The 20,184-nt window shown below is 49.8% G+C and carries 8 protein-coding genes and 2 tRNA genes; 4 read left to right on the top strand and 6 right to left on the bottom strand.

Annotation, left to right across the window (positions count from 1 at the left end; translation table 11 throughout):
• Positions 1 to 198 precede the first annotated feature (198 nt).
• Positions 199 to 849, top strand: coding sequence for a hypothetical protein (locus tag PYTT_RS12020; RefSeq protein WP_141675835.1), 651 nt, complete (start codon positions 199 to 201; stop codon positions 847 to 849).
• A gap of 224 nt (positions 850 to 1,073) precedes the next feature.
• Positions 1,074 to 3,881 carry an ankyrin repeat domain-containing protein gene (locus PYTT_RS12015; RefSeq protein ID WP_083076859.1) on the top strand — a complete coding sequence of 936 codons (2,808 nt, stop codon included), beginning with the start codon at positions 1,074 to 1,076 and terminating at the stop codon, positions 3,879 to 3,881.
• A 301-nt stretch (positions 3,882 to 4,182) separates the two neighbouring features.
• Here the strand turns inward: PYTT_RS12015 and PYTT_RS13795 are convergent.
• The 4 genes from PYTT_RS13795 to PYTT_RS12000 form a co-directional block, all read right to left on the bottom strand.
• Positions 4,183 to 4,942 (bottom strand): IS5 family transposase gene (locus PYTT_RS13795; protein WP_156850367.1). Its coding sequence is split into 2 segments (ribosomal slippage): positions 4,183 to 4,615 and positions 4,614 to 4,942, totalling 762 coding nucleotides; the frame shifts between segments, so codons are not numbered across the junction.
• Between the two features lie 51 nt (positions 4,943 to 4,993).
• A complete protein-coding gene (locus tag PYTT_RS12005; protein WP_067777576.1) occupies positions 4,994 to 7,108 on the bottom strand; it encodes a DEAD/DEAH box helicase in 2,115 nt (704 codons plus the stop codon).
• Position 7,109: 1 nt separating this feature from the next.
• Positions 7,110 to 8,036 carry a HamA C-terminal domain-containing protein gene (locus tag PYTT_RS13125; RefSeq protein WP_083077035.1) on the bottom strand — a complete coding sequence of 309 codons (927 nt, stop codon included), beginning with the start codon at positions 8,034 to 8,036 and terminating at the stop codon, positions 7,110 to 7,112.
• A 145-nt stretch (positions 8,037 to 8,181) separates the two neighbouring features.
• Positions 8,182 to 8,272, bottom strand: a tRNA-Ser gene (locus PYTT_RS12000).
• Between the two features lie 266 nt (positions 8,273 to 8,538).
• On the opposite strand from PYTT_RS12000, the gene PYTT_RS11995 reads away from it, so the two are divergent.
• Both PYTT_RS11995 and PYTT_RS11990 read left to right on the top strand, forming a co-directional pair.
• Positions 8,539 to 8,628: transfer RNA gene (locus PYTT_RS11995), tRNA-Ser, on the top strand.
• Between the two features lie 149 nt (positions 8,629 to 8,777).
• Positions 8,778 to 9,971 carry a tyrosine-type recombinase/integrase gene (locus PYTT_RS11990; RefSeq protein WP_067777577.1) on the top strand — a complete coding sequence of 398 codons (1,194 nt, stop codon included), beginning with the start codon at positions 8,778 to 8,780 and terminating at the stop codon, positions 9,969 to 9,971.
• Here PYTT_RS11990 and PYTT_RS11985 read toward each other — a convergent pair.
• On the bottom strand, positions 9,968 to 17,872 hold the full coding sequence (locus PYTT_RS11985) for a MuF-C-terminal domain-containing protein (protein WP_067777578.1): 7,905 nt from the start codon (positions 17,870 to 17,872) through the stop codon (positions 9,968 to 9,970). The genes PYTT_RS11990 and PYTT_RS11985 overlap by 4 nt on opposite strands.
• Entirely contained in the window at positions 17,869 to 20,154 is a 2,286-nt protein-coding gene (locus PYTT_RS11980; RefSeq protein WP_067777579.1) for a glucosaminidase domain-containing protein, read from the bottom strand. Before PYTT_RS11980 ends, PYTT_RS11985 begins: the two co-directional genes overlap by 4 nt.
• Between the last annotated feature and the right edge of the window lie 30 nt (positions 20,155 to 20,184).

Raw genomic sequence — 20,184 nt, 5'->3', positions numbered from 1 at the left:
GTACAAGCCTTGTTTACTATCAATTATCAGACTGTTATGGATAAAAATTGTAAAACGAAGCTGTCATATGCGCTTGCCGGCTTTTGCACAGGCGCGCTTGCCGTTGCTCTTGCCTTCTGGCTTCCTTCGAAGATGTTCTCCCCGCAGTCCCGACTGGTTTCAATGATGCAGGATATTACGAAGATATGCGAGGACAACATGTCCACTCCCAGGGAAGGTGACGAGCAATTGCTGGAATACCTTACGAAAAACGCACCTGGGGCGGCCCAGCATATCGTGCAGATTATTTGCAACGGCGCGGCCATGACCCGGGATGGCGACCGTGAAGAATATTTCAATGAAGTCTCTTCAGAGCTTCAAAAGGAAATCAAGAATACGTCGGGCGCCGTGCTCAGGATGTATTCCAAGCTCGACGGAAGCAGCGAAGTCATGGACAGGTTCCGCTCTCTTCCCGATATCGGTACTCTGACCAATCCACAATCCAATAACATAAAAAATCGCATGGATTTCGATGACATCCGTTACACACAGGCGGCAACAACGGGAGACTTCGACACCAGCGCCTATATGAATGCGGGATCGAGCATCACCGGCAACCAATACACCTTTGAGGGCAAGGTGGACAATATTCTCACTGTCGACAACAACTCCCTGCTCTCCGTCATCCCTGCCGGCAGCACGGACAAAAACATCCGCCTTCCCCTCATCCTGAAAAAAGATGCGGCGGGGAACCTCAACGTCATGCGCAACGACTCCTACATCTTTGAAGTCCTCTGCCGCAACGGGCGCGATGCCCATGGAGACATCGTCAAAGGCATGCTCCTCATCAAAAACCTCACCGCCAAATAAACACTCCCTTCCGTAACATGCAAAACATACTCCTTTTCTTCGAAATTGGAACGGTTCTTGGGCAGGCTCGTGCAAACACAGCTTGCCGGAAGAAGCAAAGGCATAAGCAAGTTTCGATCCTTTCCTGATATGGGAAGATTGTCCTCGCCACGGTTTAATCACATGTAAAATCGTCCAAATTTCGTTGATATCCGTTTCCGGTAAAAATCAAAGTTATTTTAATCATGAGAAATAAGAATTTTCCAAATAATCCCGCACCTATGATGCTTTGCGGAAAATATATGCTTCTTGTCGCATCATGTTTTCTGGCCTCATGCGAAAAACAAAAATCCACACGTACAGAAAAGCAAGAACCCGAAAAAATGGCTCTTCCTGCATCTCGGACAATTCCGGTACACGAAGCGCTGAAACGTTTGTATGACTATGGTATTCTGGATGACAGCAAACAATCCGACGAGATTATTGAGCATTATAACCGTTGTAGAAACGGAGATGCCTTATTTGAAGAGTTCCCGCACCTCGCAGCCGTTTTTGGGTTGGCACTAAAAAACGGCAAAAAAGTACCATTGTCCTGCATTGAATCACTCATCGCAGCTGGAGCCGATATTAATTATACGACTAATATGGGGAATGCACCTATTGTGCAAGCAGCACAACTGGGAAATAGTTGTGATGTTGTGAAGCTGCTTCTCGAACATGGTGCTGATGCTAATATTCAAAACAAAAATGGTGAAACTGCATTAATGGCTGCTATCCGAGAAAAGTATTATTTTAAAAACGAATACTTGATGTATAATTATCATACGAACTATCCCCTATGCAAACTGCTTTTAGAACATGGCGCTGATGTTAATATTAAAGATAACACTGAAAATACAATTTTGATGGCAGCTGTCAGAACAGGGAATACTGATTTTGTTCAATTATTTCTTGAATACAAGGCTGATGTTAATATTAAAGGAGATGGAGATACGGCATTAACGTATGCCGCAAAGTATCAAAATTATCCAATGTGCAAATTACTCCTAGACCATGGAGCTGACGTTAATATTAAAGATAACGAAGGATATACTGCATTGACTAGGGCCATCTCCAAAGAAAATATTGATCTCGTTAAACTATTTCTTGAATACGAAGATGATGTTAATAGTAAAAATACTGCATTAATAGTTTCCTCAAGGAAATATAACTATTCCCTGTGTAAACTGCTTCTAGCGCATGGGGCCGATGTTAATATTAAAGATGAAGATGGAAAAACAGTATTGATGTCGACTGTCAACACATGGGATCCCAATATTGATCTTGTTAAACTATTTCTTGAATACAAAGCCGATGTTAATATTACAGATAACGAAGGAAAGACAGCATTGATGTTGGCAATCGAATGTAGAAATATTGATATTATTAAATCCCTTCTAGACCGCGGAGTCGATGTTAATATTAAAGATAAAGCTGGATATACTGCATTAATGTTCGCCGTCGTCAAAGAAAATATTGATCTCGCAAAGCTGCTTCTCGAACATGGCGCTGATGTTAACAGCAAATACAAAGATGGAAATACGGCATTAATGGAGGCCGTCGGCAAAGGAAATATTGATCTCACAAAGCTGCTTCTCGAACATGGCGCTGATGTTAACATCCAAAACAAAGATAGAATTACGGCATTGAGAATCGCGATTAATCATCACCATAACAATATCACAGAAATACTTCGTAGATACGGAGCCGACGTTAATACTAAACAATCATCTTCCGTACCATCCGAAACATGGAACCATGTTGATTCAACATATTACGGGATGGGTTCTCCGAATCACAGTGGATCATCATTTTGCGGTACTTTGTACGACTTGAAGCAAACAAAATCGGGAACTGACTCCCCTTATAGGGAACATACCCAGGCCAATTGCGAAGGCGTCTTGAAGGAAATCAGCCATTTCTACAATTCCGGCTGGCCCAAGGGGTATTTCGACAAATATTTCAAGTCGCCTACCAATCTGTATATAACCTGCTTCTACATGTTGCACAGTTTGGACAAGGAAGCTCCGTATGCCTATCAGGTACAGGACAAGGTTCAGCCATCGCGTTGGGTAGCCGTCTATCGTGGTACAGTGCATGCTCCCAAATCAGGCACATTCCGTTTCGTAGGCATTGGTGATTCCGTGCTGGCTGTCCGGTTCAACGGAAAGAATGTACTCGCTTGTGGATTCCACACGCTGGAAGACAATACATGGAATGGCAATAACCGGCCAACCTACCGGCAAGACAAGGATTTCTATGCCTATGAAAACTGTGATGCTTGGAACAATCTGTTCGGAGGTTTTCAAGCAGGAATACCATTTACTGTAGAGAAGGACCAGTGGTATGAAATGGATGTACTCGTTTCCGAAATCGGGGGGGGAGCATTCGGCTTCTGCCTGTTGATCGACGATATGGATGATACCGCAACACCTCGGGATCGCCGTGGATCGCCTGTTTTCCAGCTTTTCCGGACAAACCTGGTAGAACCCACATCGGCAGATGCCTATTCACGGATCAAATATCTTGATGAGAATATGAGGGTACATCCTCCCTATAACAGGAATAGCCTTGTTTGGGCAACTTCTGAACCATCCCAAAAACCGGCGTCGGCAAACAATAGTTCAAACAACGATACGAAATCGGAAGAAGCAAAAAACATCGTCTTAAAACATATTAATTCGTCATCCTCATGTGATAATTCAGTCGATCTACAAGTGAGCTGCTTCTATAATTCCGTAGATTATTTCGACAAGAAAAATACGACCTTACATGATATTCGCAACGATTGCCTTCAGTATGCAGAGCAATATCCCGTCAGAACTTTCCAAAGTGAAAAAATTTCAGTTCATAAAATGACCGAAGAAGATATGTATAATATTGAAGCGCACATCAGTTGTACAGTGACCGATCACGCAGGAAAGACGCGGCAGTTGAACCTGGTCACAACATACCATGTGAAAATATTTTCTGACGGAGCCAAAATCGTCTACATAAAAAGTAAAAAGAAGTAAAAATATATTACATTCATTCTATCACGAGAGTAAACAGGAACCAGTAAAACGGTTCCTGTTTCTTCATATACGGACTCACTGCAAGGGGGCCTGGTGCGCCCACTGCCGCCTGCCACAGAGCCACCCCGATGCATCATGGCGGGGATATGGCACCATTCCGGGCATCCCCCGTTTTATGGACGCTTTCCCACTATTCGAATTGCATATGAATGACTCCATCCATAAAGCCCCCTTCCTGGACAAGGTCAAAAAATGACTTTTCAAAAAATTAAAAAAAATCTCTATTAGATATCGTCGACAATTACTCGAGCCAGATAAGAATGCCGATGAAATGAGCGAGGGAAAGAAAAGAAGAAGCCAATTTCTCATACCGTGTCGCAAATCCTCTGAATCTCTTCATTTTCAGAAAAAGTCTCTCTACAAGATTTCTCTCCTTGTACAAATGGGTATCGTATTTTCTTTGTTCCCGCCTGTTTTTACGCGGAGGAATCACGGCAACTGCCCCCATACTCTCAACAGCTTGAACAACATAATCCGCATCATAACCGCGATCTGCCAAAACGTGACATGCTTGCTGTCCCTGCAGTAAGGCCATGGCCTGCTTGTAATCAGATTCTTCTCCTCCCGTCAGAATAAATTTCATCGGATTGCCATGGGAATCGCAGAGCGCATGCATTTTGCTTGTTCGGCCTCCTCGGGATTTACCTATTTGCTCATTTTTTTCCCCCTTTGGCTCCACATGCATATTGATGAACTCTTACAATTGTTGAGTCAATCATGAGCCATTCCGTATCCGCGCTACACGCGAGAGTGTTAAAAATTGTTTGCCAGACTCCTTTGCGGCTCCATCTCAAAAATCTTTTATGTACACTGTGCCATTTTCCATATTTCTCCGGAATATCTCTCCAACCACATCCTGTTTTTGCCTTGTATATGATAGCTTCGATGAACAACCGGTTGTCTTTGGCTGTACATCCAACATCCTGCTTTTTACCGGGAAGAAAATCCTTGATTCTTTCCCATTGGTCGTCTCTCAACTGATGCCTGAGTGATCCGCTCATGCTATCTATTATAATCCATTCTCTTTAATTGTCGACAATATCTAATCAAATTTAGATTTTATGTATAGATGTTATTCCATCATAAAAATATCTCAAACTGAATTCTTCGAAAGGATGTATATTTTTGATGCTATTCACCATCTTAGGAAATCCGATTCGATTGAATTCGTTTATAATATGATGTATTTGAGTTTCCTCATTTTCTAAATCTATAAGTCCAGATGTCTGAATTTTTTTACTCAACATCCTAGGTAACCCATATTCTTCTAATTCGTATACCAATCTGGGCAAAAATGCATGCGAAATTTTTGCAATAAAAGGACTAATGTCAACGTTATTGTTAAATATTTTCTTTTGAAGAAAGTTTATATCTTGCAACACGGATGGTATTTTAAAGGTTGATATTCTTTCTAATTCAAAGTATTTGTCGATTGTTATTTCATTTTTATGTAAAAAAGAGAGTATTTTAGGTATTGAGAGATGCCAATTTTGCGATATGGCTTTAATGTAAGCAACCATATTTGTATACGAAATTCCTACATTACCTACATAATTGAGGACTAAGAATAGATTAGATTTCCAATCATTCGGATTATTAGAATTTAGATATTTCATGCCACTCCACACACGAGGCCTCGATGTCATGTCTCGCGCAATATCCCTTAACGTATTGGGGCTAAAACTAGGAAGTGAATTTTCTTTAATGAGATTTCTATAGACACCTTTTCCAAGAATTGAATCCATTTCATCATTGAACGCTACAATTTTTATTATTTGATCTCTCGTTAATTCTTGATCGAATTTTTCCGTATCTAGAGAATTAAGTAGATCTTCTGTAAATTCTAATTTCAATTCTGTAGCTTTTTCTTCAGGAGGCGCTTCTAACAAATAAATTTTTCCTATAAAATGCCTAAACATTCTTCCTCCTCGTCCGATTATATTTTTGTAGGTAAAATCATTCAATTTAGGGCGTCCGTTTTTACTTGCCCAAATAATAACATTTTCTGCAGATGTATTCACACCCTCAATAATTGATGATGTTGATATTAGATTATCTAATCCTTTTTTTTCTTCAAAAAGCTTTACTTGAATTTGACTTAATGATCGATGTAATTTCCCATTATGTATTCCAACGCCTTTCTTTACTAACTTGTTTAGAATGTAATTGTTACCATAATTAATACAAAGCCAATCAGAAAAATAGTTCAACAATTTATTATCATTATCATCAAAATTATCATTAAGTATATTCGTTATTGTGTCTATGTTTGTAAATGTTCCTGCATATATTAATGTCTTTGTTTTTTTAGAATAGAGTATTTCTAAAAGTCGATCTTTTTTGAAATTTTCATCAGATGATGATGAGCTTTTAAAATCTTCTGATATTTCAGAAACTACTGTATTAAAATCAAGCTCTACAAATTCCATCCCTTTTGTAAATGGATTATCTTCTAACGATGAAAGAGAAAGGTTTGGAGCTAGGAAATATTTTTGCTTGGCTATACTACCTAATTCTAGAATAGATTTCAGGAGAATTGGAGCTCTATCTTTATCGAATGATGTCCCTGCTTTGTAAAATTCATCTACGATGAGAATGTCAATAGAATCAATTTTTCCGATATAGCTGATTGCTCTTTCTTGTGGAAATATAAATATATTATTTTTTGCTAATTCTATGCCTACATCAGGTGTTGTTATTATTCTATATTCATTTGAAAAACGTTTGTAAATTCTTCTCCTTGCTTCATCGGTTAATGCAATAGTTGGTACAATAATAACAACATTTTTTGGTTTTTTAATAGAAATAAAAGCATCTATAATAAAACTTTTTCCAAAACTTGTTGGGGCAGTTACTGCTATACTTTTACCTTCAAGGAGTTTTTTTAATAATGAGGATTGTCCTCTATGAAGTGTTATTGGTTTTAGATCTCCTATATCTGCTTTAAAGGCTTCATATATAAATCTTTCTTGCCAAGATGCAGTTTGAGGTTGCAAATATGGATACAAACCAGTCTCTCTAATTAGATAATTAATTAGTGGCGTATATTCTATTTTATTTTCTTCTAGGTGATTTAATAATCTTATTAATTCATCGCGAGCGTTTTTTTCTTGTCCTAATAAAATTAGGTCGTTGATATTTTGGCATTTTTCAAATATCGACTCCATATTATACTCCTTGATAAAATTCTATATGTGAAACAAAGGAATTTACTATTGTTTCTTTACAGGGAACAGGAAACAATATTAAGTGAAATGAGATTTCAGCATATTTATGAATGTATGCCCCTAGTTTTTTTATTTGTTTTTTGAAATATGCCTCTGCTCGTTCCCTATGATACTCTGCTATTGAGTCTTTATAGTCTTGTGTTAATTCTTTAGATGATTTTGTTTTTTCGCATTCATGCAAAAGTAAAATAGGTATATGCAATTTTTGTTTTAGATTATCAATTGAATTTTTTTGATGCAGAAAATCAAGAACTTCTTTTCTTGTATTTTCATTCGAAATTAATCTGTCAATATCATTTATATTTGTTATAATAGTATTTTCTTTACGCAATTTTTCAGGATTTAATGAATTTTCTATGGAGCTAATGATTCTATCAAATCTGGCATTTTCAATGCTTGTATAAAATTTGGCTTCTCCAAACCAAATCGAAAAATTATTATCATTCTCTATTACTATGTGAACACTATCTGCTCCTTTTGCATTGTCTTGTGGGTTTTGTTTATGGAAAATTTTTGGGACAACAGGCAATGCCTGATAGTGATGTTTCATGATACCATATAAAATAATTTCGGCCAATTCGCTCCCTTCTCCAATATTATCTTTATCAGTAAGTCGAAGATTTTTTGCGGCGGTCTGTAGTGTAGTATGAGGTTCGCCAATCAAACTTTCTCTTTCCTGACATGAAAGAGATGTTTCTGCAATATTATCCCAAATAAAATTTTGGAATTTTTTATATCTCCATTCGCCATTTTCAAAATCATTTATCAGACTTAGAAGATTTTTATTACTTATTGGATTTAGTGATTTGTCAGTAACAATATTCGAGAAAGAATCATCTATTAAAATCTCAAAATTTAGACTGCTCATAACATCCCTATACTATTACATATGATTATAAGATAACAAGAGATTTCAGAACCATACACGTTCATTTTTCCCCATTTCTTCCCCATGCCTCTACAAACAAAAGCCGCAATATGCTCATTACGAATATATTACGGCGTGAAATTAATGGCGGACAGGGAGGGATTCGAACCCTCGGTACCCTTTTGGGGTACACACACTTTCCAGGCGTGCTCATTCGACCACTCTGACACCTGCCCGCTTAGGTTGTGTCGGTCGTTGACGGGCGGCATACTACCTGCTTTCCTACATTTTGGCAAGTTTTATTTTCGTTTTTTTTCGGACCGTTTTTTCGGGAGGATGTGGCTCTTTTGAGATTTCTTCTTTTCGGGAGTGAATGCATGAGTATTCGCCAAACAGGGTGATGGTTCATCCTGACATGCCGTGTGATGAAGTCCCTCTTCCTGCTTGACAGGGTTGCATCTTCTCGATAGACTGCGCGCACGTTATCCGCGTTGTTTTCTTCGGAGGAGTGCCAGAGCGGTTTAATGGAACGGTCTTGAAAACCGTCGAGGGGGTAACCTCTCCGTGGGTTCGAATCCCACCTCCTCCGCCACCTTTTTGAATAAGCTGAGAGAAGCCTAGTCGCTATCCCCTTGAAGGCGGAGCTTTTTTATTCCCAGCTTATCCCGGCTTATGCTAGATTGCTTGCGTAACTTACTACGTAACTTTTCGTAAAAGTTACGTACACGCAAAATCACAATCATGGCAAGCATCGTACAAAGAAAACGGCACTGGTATGCTCAGTTTACCGGAGAAGAAGGAAAGCGCCACACGCGAGCAACCGGAATCCTGATCAACCCCGACAAAAAGAAAGACGGCTACACCCCGGCAGCAGCCAAGGCAAAGGCCATCCTGATCGCGGAAGAATTCGAAGCATCCGCCCGCGGCGAACGGAACGCCAGAAAAGCAGCGTCACGCGTCTATGAAATATCCGGTTCCGGAAACGACCGGACCACCGAAACGGAATCCCCTTCCCTGAGTTCCTACATCGAAGAATACACCGCCAAAAAATCAGGCCATGCGAAACCGGCCACCATCAAGGCCGACGAACGCGCATTCAATCAATTCATGGCCTGGGCCGGAATCTACAAAAAAGCGGAAGGCGGAAAAAACTGCCCCATCGACAAAATCACGAAAGGCGATGCCATGGACTTCATTCATCAGCAAGCAAAGCGCGTCACAGGGGGAACAGTCAAACGATATTGTGCAAGCCTAAGCGCACTCTTCAGCGATGCCTTTGATCATGAAATCATCAACAGAAATCCATTCTTGAAAATGGAACAGGCAAAAGTTCTTCGAGGAGATCCAGCAGAAAAGAAAGCATTCACCATGCAGGAAATCTCTCTGCTACTCGAAAAAACGCCAGACTGGGTATCACGCCTCATTAGATGTTCACTCTACCTGAATGGACTTCGGCTTGGTGACACGGCCATGCTGAAATGGAACCAATTCGACTTCGACCGTGGCATTTTCATGGCTCGCCAGCAGAAAACGAATGGCATCGTCATGTTTCCCATACGCGAAGAACTTGCGGCCTACCTTCAGTCAATACGTTGGCATGAAACAGGAACATACGTCAACCCGCAAGCCGTCAAACTAATGAAATCCTTCAACACCGGCGCTCTCTCCCTCGAAGTCAATGCCCACATCAAAGGCGTACTTGGGACAATGTCCGCCCCCATGCAAAACCTCTCCGGAGACCGCCGCCGCGTCTCGCCCAAAACCTTCCACTCCCTCCGCAAAACGGCCGCCACCCTCATGGTCACAAGCGGAGTACCGGCAGAAGTGGCCCGCCACCTGACGGGCCACCGCTCGAACGCCATGCTCGGCCGCTACGTCGTCCCGGAAGCAGACACCCTGGACGAAGCGCAGCACAAAATCCCGTGGATTGCCTAATCGTCCCAGCCGCGAGAATGAATGAAATTCGTCACCGTCTTCACAGGATTCATCAGGGCGCTTCCCAGCAGCATGGCGCTTCCCACCGTCCCCCCGAAAGCGCCTCCGATCACGCCCACGGACGATGACAAACGAATGCTCTGTTTCACATATTCCCCGAAATCCCCTTCCTTGTCTCCGTCCATCATATCGATCATCTTTTCGACAGCCCGCCTCGTACCTCCTAAATCAACCACTCCACGCCCGGCCGAACCGACGTACACCCCCATGTCGATATCCGCCAGCTTCAGCAGATAATCCACGCCGCCTTCCAGCATCTCCCCCACTAGGGGAATCCCGTTCAACGGCCCGAACGCCGCCGCAAAGACATACCCCAGCCAATCGCGCTTCTCCCACTCGTCGGGATCGTCTCGAATGAAATCCAGCAGAATGCCTACCAGCGTATTCAGGATCCCGTAGGCAAACCAGACCTGGACTGACTTCTTGTACTGCCCGCTGCGAAACAACGACAGGCACAAACCGGCCTTGTTGATATTCTCGCTCATCATGAACAGCACGGGCTTCGCAATCGAAGGCAGCCGGTTCCACAACTCAGATTTCTGCATCCAGTTCTGGGGCTGCGCCGCCATGTCGATGGACCCATGCACCCCGGCCCATCCCGCCAGATCGCAATCAGCTTCGCTCATCCCCTTGGCTTTCGCCCGGTTGTAATGGACATAGTACACGGCTGTCATGCTCATGGCATTCAGCCGCATGTCGATATACTCCATCGGACTCATCCCCGCCTGCAGCATGCTCTCCACGGCATTCGCCTTCTCACCTGTCGGCAGCATCATCTGACGCTCGGCGAGTCCTAATTGCCCGCCGAATCGCGTTTGCATCTCCGGGCTGGCAAGCATCTTCTCCACAGTCATCGGAGTCTTCTTGCCCCGGATCATCGCCATCGCCTTCATCCATTCGGCAAACCCGATACTCGGATCCCCGGCCCATCCGTTCAGCACGGCGGAAGTCTGCCTCAGCATCGTTTCCAGCTTGAATCCGAGAACGGCATTCGCCTTCGCTCCATACAGCTTCCCGATCACGCGATCGGCCGCGCCAAGGCTCATCGCCCCGCGCACACCCATCGTCTCAATCATGGAGACCCAGCGCCTCAGCCGCTCGTACAGCTCTTCTCCCAGATGCACGGCCAGCACATTGGCAAAATCCTGATCGGACAGGAAAGCCCGCCAGTCGGACACAATATCCTGCGTAAACATCCAGTTGTCGGAAATCTCCGTGGCCTCCATGAACACGGACAACGCTCCACGCCTCAAATCCAGATCGTGATTGTGGAATGTCCTCACCTTCATGAACCCCTTCCCGCCGCCCTGCATGGCGCCCATCCCCTGCAGAATCTCCGCTTCCGCGCTCTTCATGCGCGCCACGTCGAACCGGGCGGCAAAGTAATTCTCCACCCTCGGGAAAGGCACGCCGTAGGTAGCCTCGTACACGGCGGCAATCCTGTCGCCCTGCTCCTTGAAAAGCTTCCTCAGTTCGTAGCCGAATTGCAGCACATCCTGCCCGATCCACTCCTTCAGCTTCCCGATCGTTTCGGCATCGAACCCCTGCCGCGCCAGCGTACCGGCATACTCCGCCTGTTCGCTCATCAGGATAATGTACAGAGCCGTATCCTTCGAGGTCTCGAAGTTCTCCACCGTCTCCATCTCCCCCTCGTACTCCAGCCGCACCAGATTATCCGCCTTCGGAGGTCTCGGCTTCTTCATCGTCTTGCGCATCTCGTCCGTCGCCTTCTCGTACTCGTTCAGCTCCCTCCGGTATACGGCCTCCCGTGCATCGCGCTCCTTGCGCCATCTGGCCAGCTCCTCCACATCGCGCTCCGTCGGAATCGTGCGCATCTTCTCCATATTCTCGGAAGTCGGCTTCTCATCGGCCTTGGCTGCTGCCTCTTCCTGCTCCTGCCGGTAGGCCTCCCGCTCTTCCGGCGTCTTGTTCAGCCAGACATCCACCATCTGGGAAGCGATCTCCACCCGCTCCATGCGGATTCTCTGCAGGGAAATACCCGTCTTGTGAACCTCCTTCAGCCTATTCATCGCCTTCCAGTTCTTCTTGCCGAGATACTGCTTAGCCAAGGCATGCACCTGTTCCACCCGCTGCCTGCGGGCGGCTGCGATACCCTGAAAAGCGGCAGCCTGCCGGGCCTGCATCAGCCCGGCCAGACCTTCCAGCGCCGGGTATTTTCTCAACTGCTGCAGAATATGCGGCATGCTCAGCAAGACACCGTCCATCGTCAGCGCATCCTTCAGCGTACTCTTCCTGTGCTTCGCCAGATTCACGGCATTGAAGGAAGGCCGCCCGCCGAAAAGGCGTATCGCCTTGCCGAGAATCCTTCTGGTTCTGGCCTGCCTCATATCGCGCACCTCGTCCCAGGCAAACCGTTCCTTCTGGATGAAAGAACTCAGCTCGGCATGCACCGCCGCCGCCTGCTCCATCGTCATATCATGCAGGGCGCCGAACAGAGCCAGTTCAGCCAGCCGGTCCTCGGCATCAGCCAGCTCGGAAGCTGTTCCCGCATCCTTCGCTTTCTGCACGGCTCCTTCCAGCACGCCAAGGGCTTCCTCCTTTTCTTCCTGCGTGTAGCTCATCAGCTTATCGATCTCCTGAAGCCGCCTGTACCCGGCTGCCGAAAGAAGCCCTTTCTTCTGGCGCATCGTCCGGCTGTCCACCTGCGGCTTCACCCGGTCAAGCAGCCTGTCGATTTCAACAATCACGCAATCGCGCCCCCAGCGGTTCAGCCTCTCGTCCGTCTTCTTCAAAAGGTGAGCCACCACTTCATGTAACCTCCGCTCGCCATACTCCTTCACCATCTCCTCCAGTTCGCCTTCATCTATTTTCCCCCGCAGAGAATCCAGCTCTCTCGTCTTTTGAAAAATAATATCGCGTGTAAAGACAAGATCGCGGGTAAAATCCAGATCCCCCGTCGCGGCCAGTTCGGCGAACACCTGCATCTTCTTCAGGTAGGGATTCAGGGAGAACCTGTACTTGCTCGGCAGCGAACCCGCCACCGCCTGCGCCAGATGCATCGCGCTTCCGATCGCCACAATGGCCTTTTCCCGCTCGTCCGCCGCCAGATTGTCATATCGGTTCCACAGCTCGATACAGCGTTGAATATCCTCGTGGATCGTCCTCGTCAGCACTTCGTGCCCGCGCACCTTCTGGCTTGGCACCAGCAGCTCCTCGGCCAGCCCGAAATCTCCGCGCACCGAAAACGACGTTCCGGGCATCCTCTGCTTCTCTTTCCACTTGACAAGATCCGCTGGCGTGTGTATCTTGTTTCCAGAGCCTTTCCTCACTGCTTGTCCGGGCAATTGGAGCCCGTGAGATACCAGTAGAGGACGGGCTTTTTTGATGTCTGCATACAGCATCGGGTGAGAGAAAAGAGCCCTCACATTCTCCTTGCCGTACACGCTCATGATGCGGTTCACCGTCACCTGATGCGCCTGCTCCGCCGATTTTGCATTGAGATGCACCACCACAAGCACATGGTCATCCCCTTCCTTCAGCTCCGTCAGAACCTCCAGCGAATTGCCGGATGCCACGGACTGGAACACGGCCAAAGGCGACGCCACGGCGTCAGGTATCCTCTCCATGGCTTCGCGCGTCACGGCGTGCTTCTCCTTCATCACCTTATCGATCACGCCCGGCGTAATCACCATGTCATGAGCCTTCGCCCCCAGCATCCGCAGCACGGAAGGAGTCGGGCAAACTTTCATATCTGCCGTCCGCTTCACAGTCTTCCCGTCGAAATAGGCATCCAGAGCGCCCTTCCATGCCGCCGCCACCTGCCCGGCATCCGGGAACTGCGAATCGTCATCTTCACGCCTGAGTGAAAACGTCGTTCCAGCCGTCGTCAGAGGCGAACCGTCCACACGTGACTTCCCGTCCCATGCCCGCGCCTGTTCCACCACCTCGCGGAATGCGGGCCAGTTCCTCACCTGCTCGATACTCTCCTTCAGCTTCATCACCGCATCCGGGTCGAAATCCTCGTTCATGGCATCCGACTCCCTGATCAGCCTCCTTTCCAGCGCACGCATCTTCCGCTGCACATACTCCGCAGCACGCCGTGCATCCTCCCGCGTCGCCCCCTCTCCCAGTGCAGCCGTTGCCTGCATCGTCGCCACGGCAGCCTTCACGCCGCGCTCCAGCTCCTCCATGCCCACCTTCTGCAGGTCTTCGTTCCGGGGAGCGGCCGCAGCAAGGCGCTCGGCGGCCTTCATCGGCACACCCCCCGCCAGAACAGCTCGGTACAGCTCCTCCCCGGCCAGAGCGCCCACACGTGCAGCCTTCCCCAGGGATCCGGATTCCAAACCGTGCGCCTTCAAGCCCGCCGCATCCAAACCGGCTTCGCGCACCGCCGCCGCCATGGCGAGCGGATCCTTCGTCCGGCGCGCGCCCTCGATCCCCTGGGCATTCACCTCCTCCTGCACCGCTGTCGCCATATCCTTCACCACGGCATCCTCCTCCGGAGCAGGTGCGGCAGCCTGTTCCACGGCCGCCATGCCGTCCTCTTCCTCGGCAGCCGCAGCAGCAAGCCCCATCTCCTTCAAGGCGGGAGCCGCGTAGGCGGTCGAGGCAGCAGCCACGGCCTTCCCATGCACCTCGGCAGCCGTCTTCACCTGCAAATCCTTGAAATACTCCGCCGTCCTCCCCGTGAACTCGTGAATAGATCTCACAAAATCCTTATTCAACTTCCCGGCGGCATGCAGATCGTTGAACATCTTCCCCAGCTTGCACAGGGCATGGGCCCGGCGCATCATCCGGGCGAGCATCCGAAGAAAAGCCTTCAGCCAGTCGGAAATATTCAGCTTCTCCGAACGTGCCAGCAGATCGCTCTTCACCATCTTCGACACCGCCTCCGTCACCTGCGCCTCCGTCACATTGCCGGAATCGGGCAGGAAAGCGTTCGCCATACCCATCTCCTTCTGAAGAGCCCGAAAATGCCCTGCCCACCAGCCCAGGCTCCGGCCGTCCCGCTTCGACCGTTCAAACTCGTCTTCGATCACCTCCTCCATCACATCCATCGCCCCGATCTCCCCGGCTGCGTAGCGCAGCAGAGTCTTACCGGAATCCATCATTCGCGTCCGATTCGCAGCGCTGCTGTAAATATGCCGGTCTGCGTAAGCGTCCCACTCCTCGTTCGTGAACCTCTCCTGCCCGGCAGCCAGCCGCGCCTCATCCAGCAGGGACCTCTCGCGGGAAAGCTTCTCCGCATCCCGCATCTTCTCCAGCTTCACGCGCTCGCCGAAAGCTTCCCCCATGCGCGCCGCCTGCCCCAGCGTCAAATCGGCATCGACGGCAGGATCCACAATCTGTGAAACCATGTACTGCTTGTCGGCAGCCGCCTTGTCCATCCGAATCCGGGCCATCACGGCCAGCCTCTCCATACTCTCCTGAGTATCGGCCTGCCCCATATCCCGCACCTTCCAGTTCTCATCCGTCTTCAGCTTGCCGACCATCGCATTCGCCACCATGTTATCCCGCGCCATCAGCTCTCCGCGCATGAACTCATTCTCGAAAAGCGTCTGCATATAGCCCGTAGCCGTCTTATCGTCCAGCATGAACGGCGCAGCTTCCACCAGCTCCCCGGCCTCGTTGCGCACACGCATCGTCATCTTCCACTTCCCGTCCTCCATCCTCTCCGCACGCGGCAGCATACCGTTCTCCACGGCATCCTCATACCCCGCCAGATCCTCCACCCACTCCATATCCTGCTCCATCGACGTGAACCCGACCCGGACATTCTGCATCAGCTCGTCCACGGATTTCCTCTGATTATCCGCCAGATACCTCCTCCCGAGCTGAAACTTCTCCTCCGGCTTCACCGTATTCGCCACCTCCACGGCCTGCTCCTCCGTCAGCCCCATCGCCTGCAGATTCTTCGGCTTCGTCGTCATCCACATCGCATCCCTCCGGTACCGGCCGAGATTCGCCCCGGCAAACATACCGCCCATCGCCATCATCGAAAACCACGTCCCCGTATCCAGCGTCAGATCGGCGCACTGCCTGTACACCTCCTGCGAAAGCGTACGCCGCCCGCCGTCTGCCGTGCGGGAAGTCGCATTGTCTTCCCCCAGCATCATCGCCAGATAATAGTCGCCCGGCACCCCGGCCAGAATACCCGCGTACTCCTCGACCATCTCACCCAGCCCGGCGCGGCCGGTTGCCACGCCATACCTCAGCATCGCGCTCCCGTAGTGCGCCCTGCTCCACGCAATCTTCGCGCCGCTCGCATACCCCCACAGTTTGTTCAGGCGAAATGCCCGGCCCGTCGCAGCCTTCAAAGCCAGCGGATACTTCAGGGCAGCCTGCACGGCCTTCGTCTGCGCCACCTCCTTGAACAGCTTCCCGGCCCGCGGTCCGCCCCACCGCGTCACCTTCCCGATGCCGAACATGAACTCACTGCCCACCTCCACGCCGCCGATCAACATGCCGCGCAAAAGAGCGTTTCCCCCGCTGCTGCCATCCGCAATCAGTTCATCCATCCTGTCGTTCGTGCGAGACCCGAACATCAACCATGGTGACGCTTGGAAAGTAAGAGTGGAAGCCATGCCCTGCGCCAAAGTGTCCCGCCACTCGCCGTAAAACAAATCCTTCCTGGTAGAAGAAGTCTGCATATCCCGCACCATGCCAAGAAGATCATTCCTCACTTCCATTTCTTCCTGAGAAAGATTGTATTTCCTGTCATATTTCTCCAAGGCATGATTCATCCTCTCCTGCGTCATCGATCCGTTTTCCACTCGTTTCTCCAGATCATACACAACCTGCCCGTGCATGCCTTTCTCGATCAAATCTGCAGTCGAACCGAGAACATTTCCTAAAGTCGCCCCGATCTGCCGTAGAAAACCTGATTTTTCAAGAATGGCATCCAAAGGAATAATGCCATGTTTCAGGTATATTGTTCCAAGGCTTTCTCCTTCATACGGATTTTCCTTAACCGTAGTCACCCCCTCTTGAATCAGCTTCAATACTTCATCGTATGCTACCTGATCGCGTTTCTTGAGTTTCACAAGCTTCACAGCCAAATCGCTCAAATCCGACGGTCTCCACGCTTCATTCTTGAGACCTTCCATACCTACGGCAACGGATTTTTCCGGAAAAACATCATCCAGAAAGGTATCAATACTCTCACGGCGTGCCCGCGCGAAATCGAACACCTCATACACATGAACCTGTACTTCCGGATCAAGGTCGGAAATGGATTCGTACACCGTATTCGCAGACTTTCCGGAAATAACCTCACGATAGATGCGTTTCTTCTCTTTCTCTACCGTCGCATTCAAGGCATCCACTCGCTGGCGATCCGCTTTGGACTGCTTCAAACGCTGGCCCAACACGGAAAACCACTCCGCATCATTCATCGAAAAAGGCATCCCGTACTCTTCTGCCATACGTGCATACCCGGCATCACCTGCGCCATAAACGGAATCCTTAATGTACCGAACGGCCACATGCTGTCGGTCTTCTTCAGAAAGCGCCAGAAACTCATCTGCATAGACCTCTCCATGCAATGCAATCATATCCCATCTCATCCCCGGGTATTCTTTGGGATCGAGAAAAAGCACCTCAGCCTTCTGCGAAACAGCATCCACCCGCTCACGCTCCGCCTTCTCGCGCGGATCCCACCCCTCGCGGAACATCATCTGATCCTCGAAACGCGCCATCGGCGTAGCCGCGCCCTCCGCCGAAAAGAACCCGTCCCGCCCGGCATTGAACAACGCCCCGTAACCGGCAGCATCCAAATTATCCAAATCCACGGAATGCTCCACCAAACCGGAACGCTCCGCATTGAAACCCGTAAAAACGGCCGTATTCGGCCCCGCCTGCTCGTCAATCGTCATATTCATCCCTTGATCGCTTTAAGATTCCTGTTCACCCCGCTTACCCAGTGGGCATTCAGCCCGCCCGGATCATTCCCCGCGCCGATCGGCGCATACTTCGCCCCGATGGAAGCCACATCGCTCAGCCCCTTATCGATATAATTCCTCTTCAACTGCCTCGCCATATAAAAAACACTCTCCTCAACACTGCCGAACGTCCGCGGCCCTTTCGCATCGGAAACACCCATCGCATTCCGCTTATTCCGGAAAGCCGAACTCGTACCGTTCCCTGTCTCGTGCATGGCTATCGCCATCAGCAAATCCGGATCCACGCCGTACTTCCTCCCGGCCGCCGCAAAAACGGGTGCCAGCCGCTCAAGCCCCGTCCCTGCCGCCGCCTGCTTCAGCCTCTCCGCATTCACCTGCACAGACCGCCTATTCTGCACCCCCTTCATCACCTCCTGCTCGCCATACCGCGCACGCTCCTCCTCGGACTGCGGCCGGATCGACACCCGCGCACCTCCGGCCACCTTCGCCTCCCACCCCTTCACCGTCGCGGCCACACTCTCCGTCACCCCGACACCTCCACCCTCAGAACTCCCCACCACCGGCACGAGAATCACCTTCTTATCCGCCGTCTCCACCTCCATCATCAGCGGCGTATCTCCGTACGCATCCAGCACGGCCGCAGGCACCACAGCCCCGCGCACCGCCAAATCCTCCACATCGAACGTCTGCACCTGCGCCACCTGCTCCCTACGGGCAAACGGCACGCGGTCCGCCCGGTTGAACTCGCTGAACCTCCCCTGCTGCGCCGTCCTCATATTCTCCTCCTGCGCCTTCTGCCGCTCCAAAGCCTGCACCACCTCACCCGTCATCTTCTGCCCCGTCACCTCCGTCACCAAATCGTAAAACTTAAGCTTCTGCTGCATCTTCGTCGCCTTCTTACCCTCATCCGTCAGCCGGTAATTATTGAAAGCCTCCAGAATCAGCCTCTCATTGTGCGCCACCTCCTTCGCGGCGTCATCCTTCTGCACCGCAATCATATTCCCGTCCAGCCTCCGCTTATCCGCATCATCCCCATCCGCATACCTGTGGATATTTGTCTTCGGGTGCAGATAATTCATCCCCTTCAGAGAAGACATCGCATCGGAAGGATCGAACTTCCCGTACACAGCCGCCCCCGCCTCATCCATCAACTTCAACTTATCGGCAATCACATCCGCGCCAACCCCCATCGCCTCCCACTTCCGCTTGAACGCATCCTGATACTGCTGCATCTGCACACTCCCCTTCGGAGCATCAGGGCACCGCACCGCATCCCACTCCATCGCGGAATAAACCTTGTTCCACGTATCTTCATCGATCCGGCCCTCATTCTTCCAAATCGAATTGATAATATCCAGCTCATCGGCCCTCCATGAACCTCCCTCGAAAGCCTTCCTCAAATCCTCCACCTTCCCGTTCCGGATAGCATCGCTCACCGCCACCGTCCCGTCACAATCCGCCATCTCCTGAGCATCCTTCAGCAAAGAATCATACTTCGCAGGCCCAACCGAACGAATCAGCTCATCACGATCCTCCGGCCGCGCCGCCTTCACCAGAAACTCCATCGCCCCCCGCTGCGTCTTCACCGCAGAAAACCACCCCTCGTAAGAACGCGCCTGCTCGCCCTCCCGCTGCGCCTTCTCCGCCTTCTGCCGGGAATCCGCAAACCGTGCGTGCATCGTCTGCACCCCCAGAAACTTCTCATCCGGCGTCAAATCAGGACGGGCAAGAATCGCCTGCTCCGCCTCCTCCAGCCGCCCCTGCCCCTCGTACACCTGCGCCAAAGCATCCAGCCCGGCAATCTTGCTCTTGCGGGCCACCTGCGCCCCGTACCCCTGAAGAGAAATAGCCTGTGCCGTCCGGATCTTCGCCAGCTCCAGCTCCATCTGAGGCCGCACCTCCGCAGGTGCCGACTCCATTGCCGCACTGTAAAACTCATTCCACCTCTCCTCATACTCCGGCATGAAATTCTCGGCATCCAGCCTGTTCGCAAACCCCTTCTTCCCGTCCGTCATCAAACTGCTGTACATCAGCTCAGCCCCTGCCTTCGTCTGGAAAAGGGAAGCCTCAGCCTGCTCCCGTTGCCGGATCGCGTCCAGCTGCGCCAAATCCTGACTGGACTGCATCAAAGCGGAAGAAACATGCTTCAACCCTCCGGCCACCGCCTGCGCCCCCTGCAAATTGCCGGAAGCCGGAGAAACCGGCATAAACCTCACACCGCTCGAAGCATCACCGTAACCGATCGCTACACCGTTTGACATACCTCCACCTTACCAGAAAAAAATGCACCC

The organism is Neoakkermansia glycaniphila (assembly GCF_900097105.1).
GTDB classification, from domain to species: Bacteria; Verrucomicrobiota; Verrucomicrobiia; order Verrucomicrobiales; family Akkermansiaceae; genus Akkermansia; species Akkermansia glycaniphila.
Note: the sequence above shows the minus strand (reverse complement) of the source record. Positions and strands in the feature narration are given on the sequence as shown.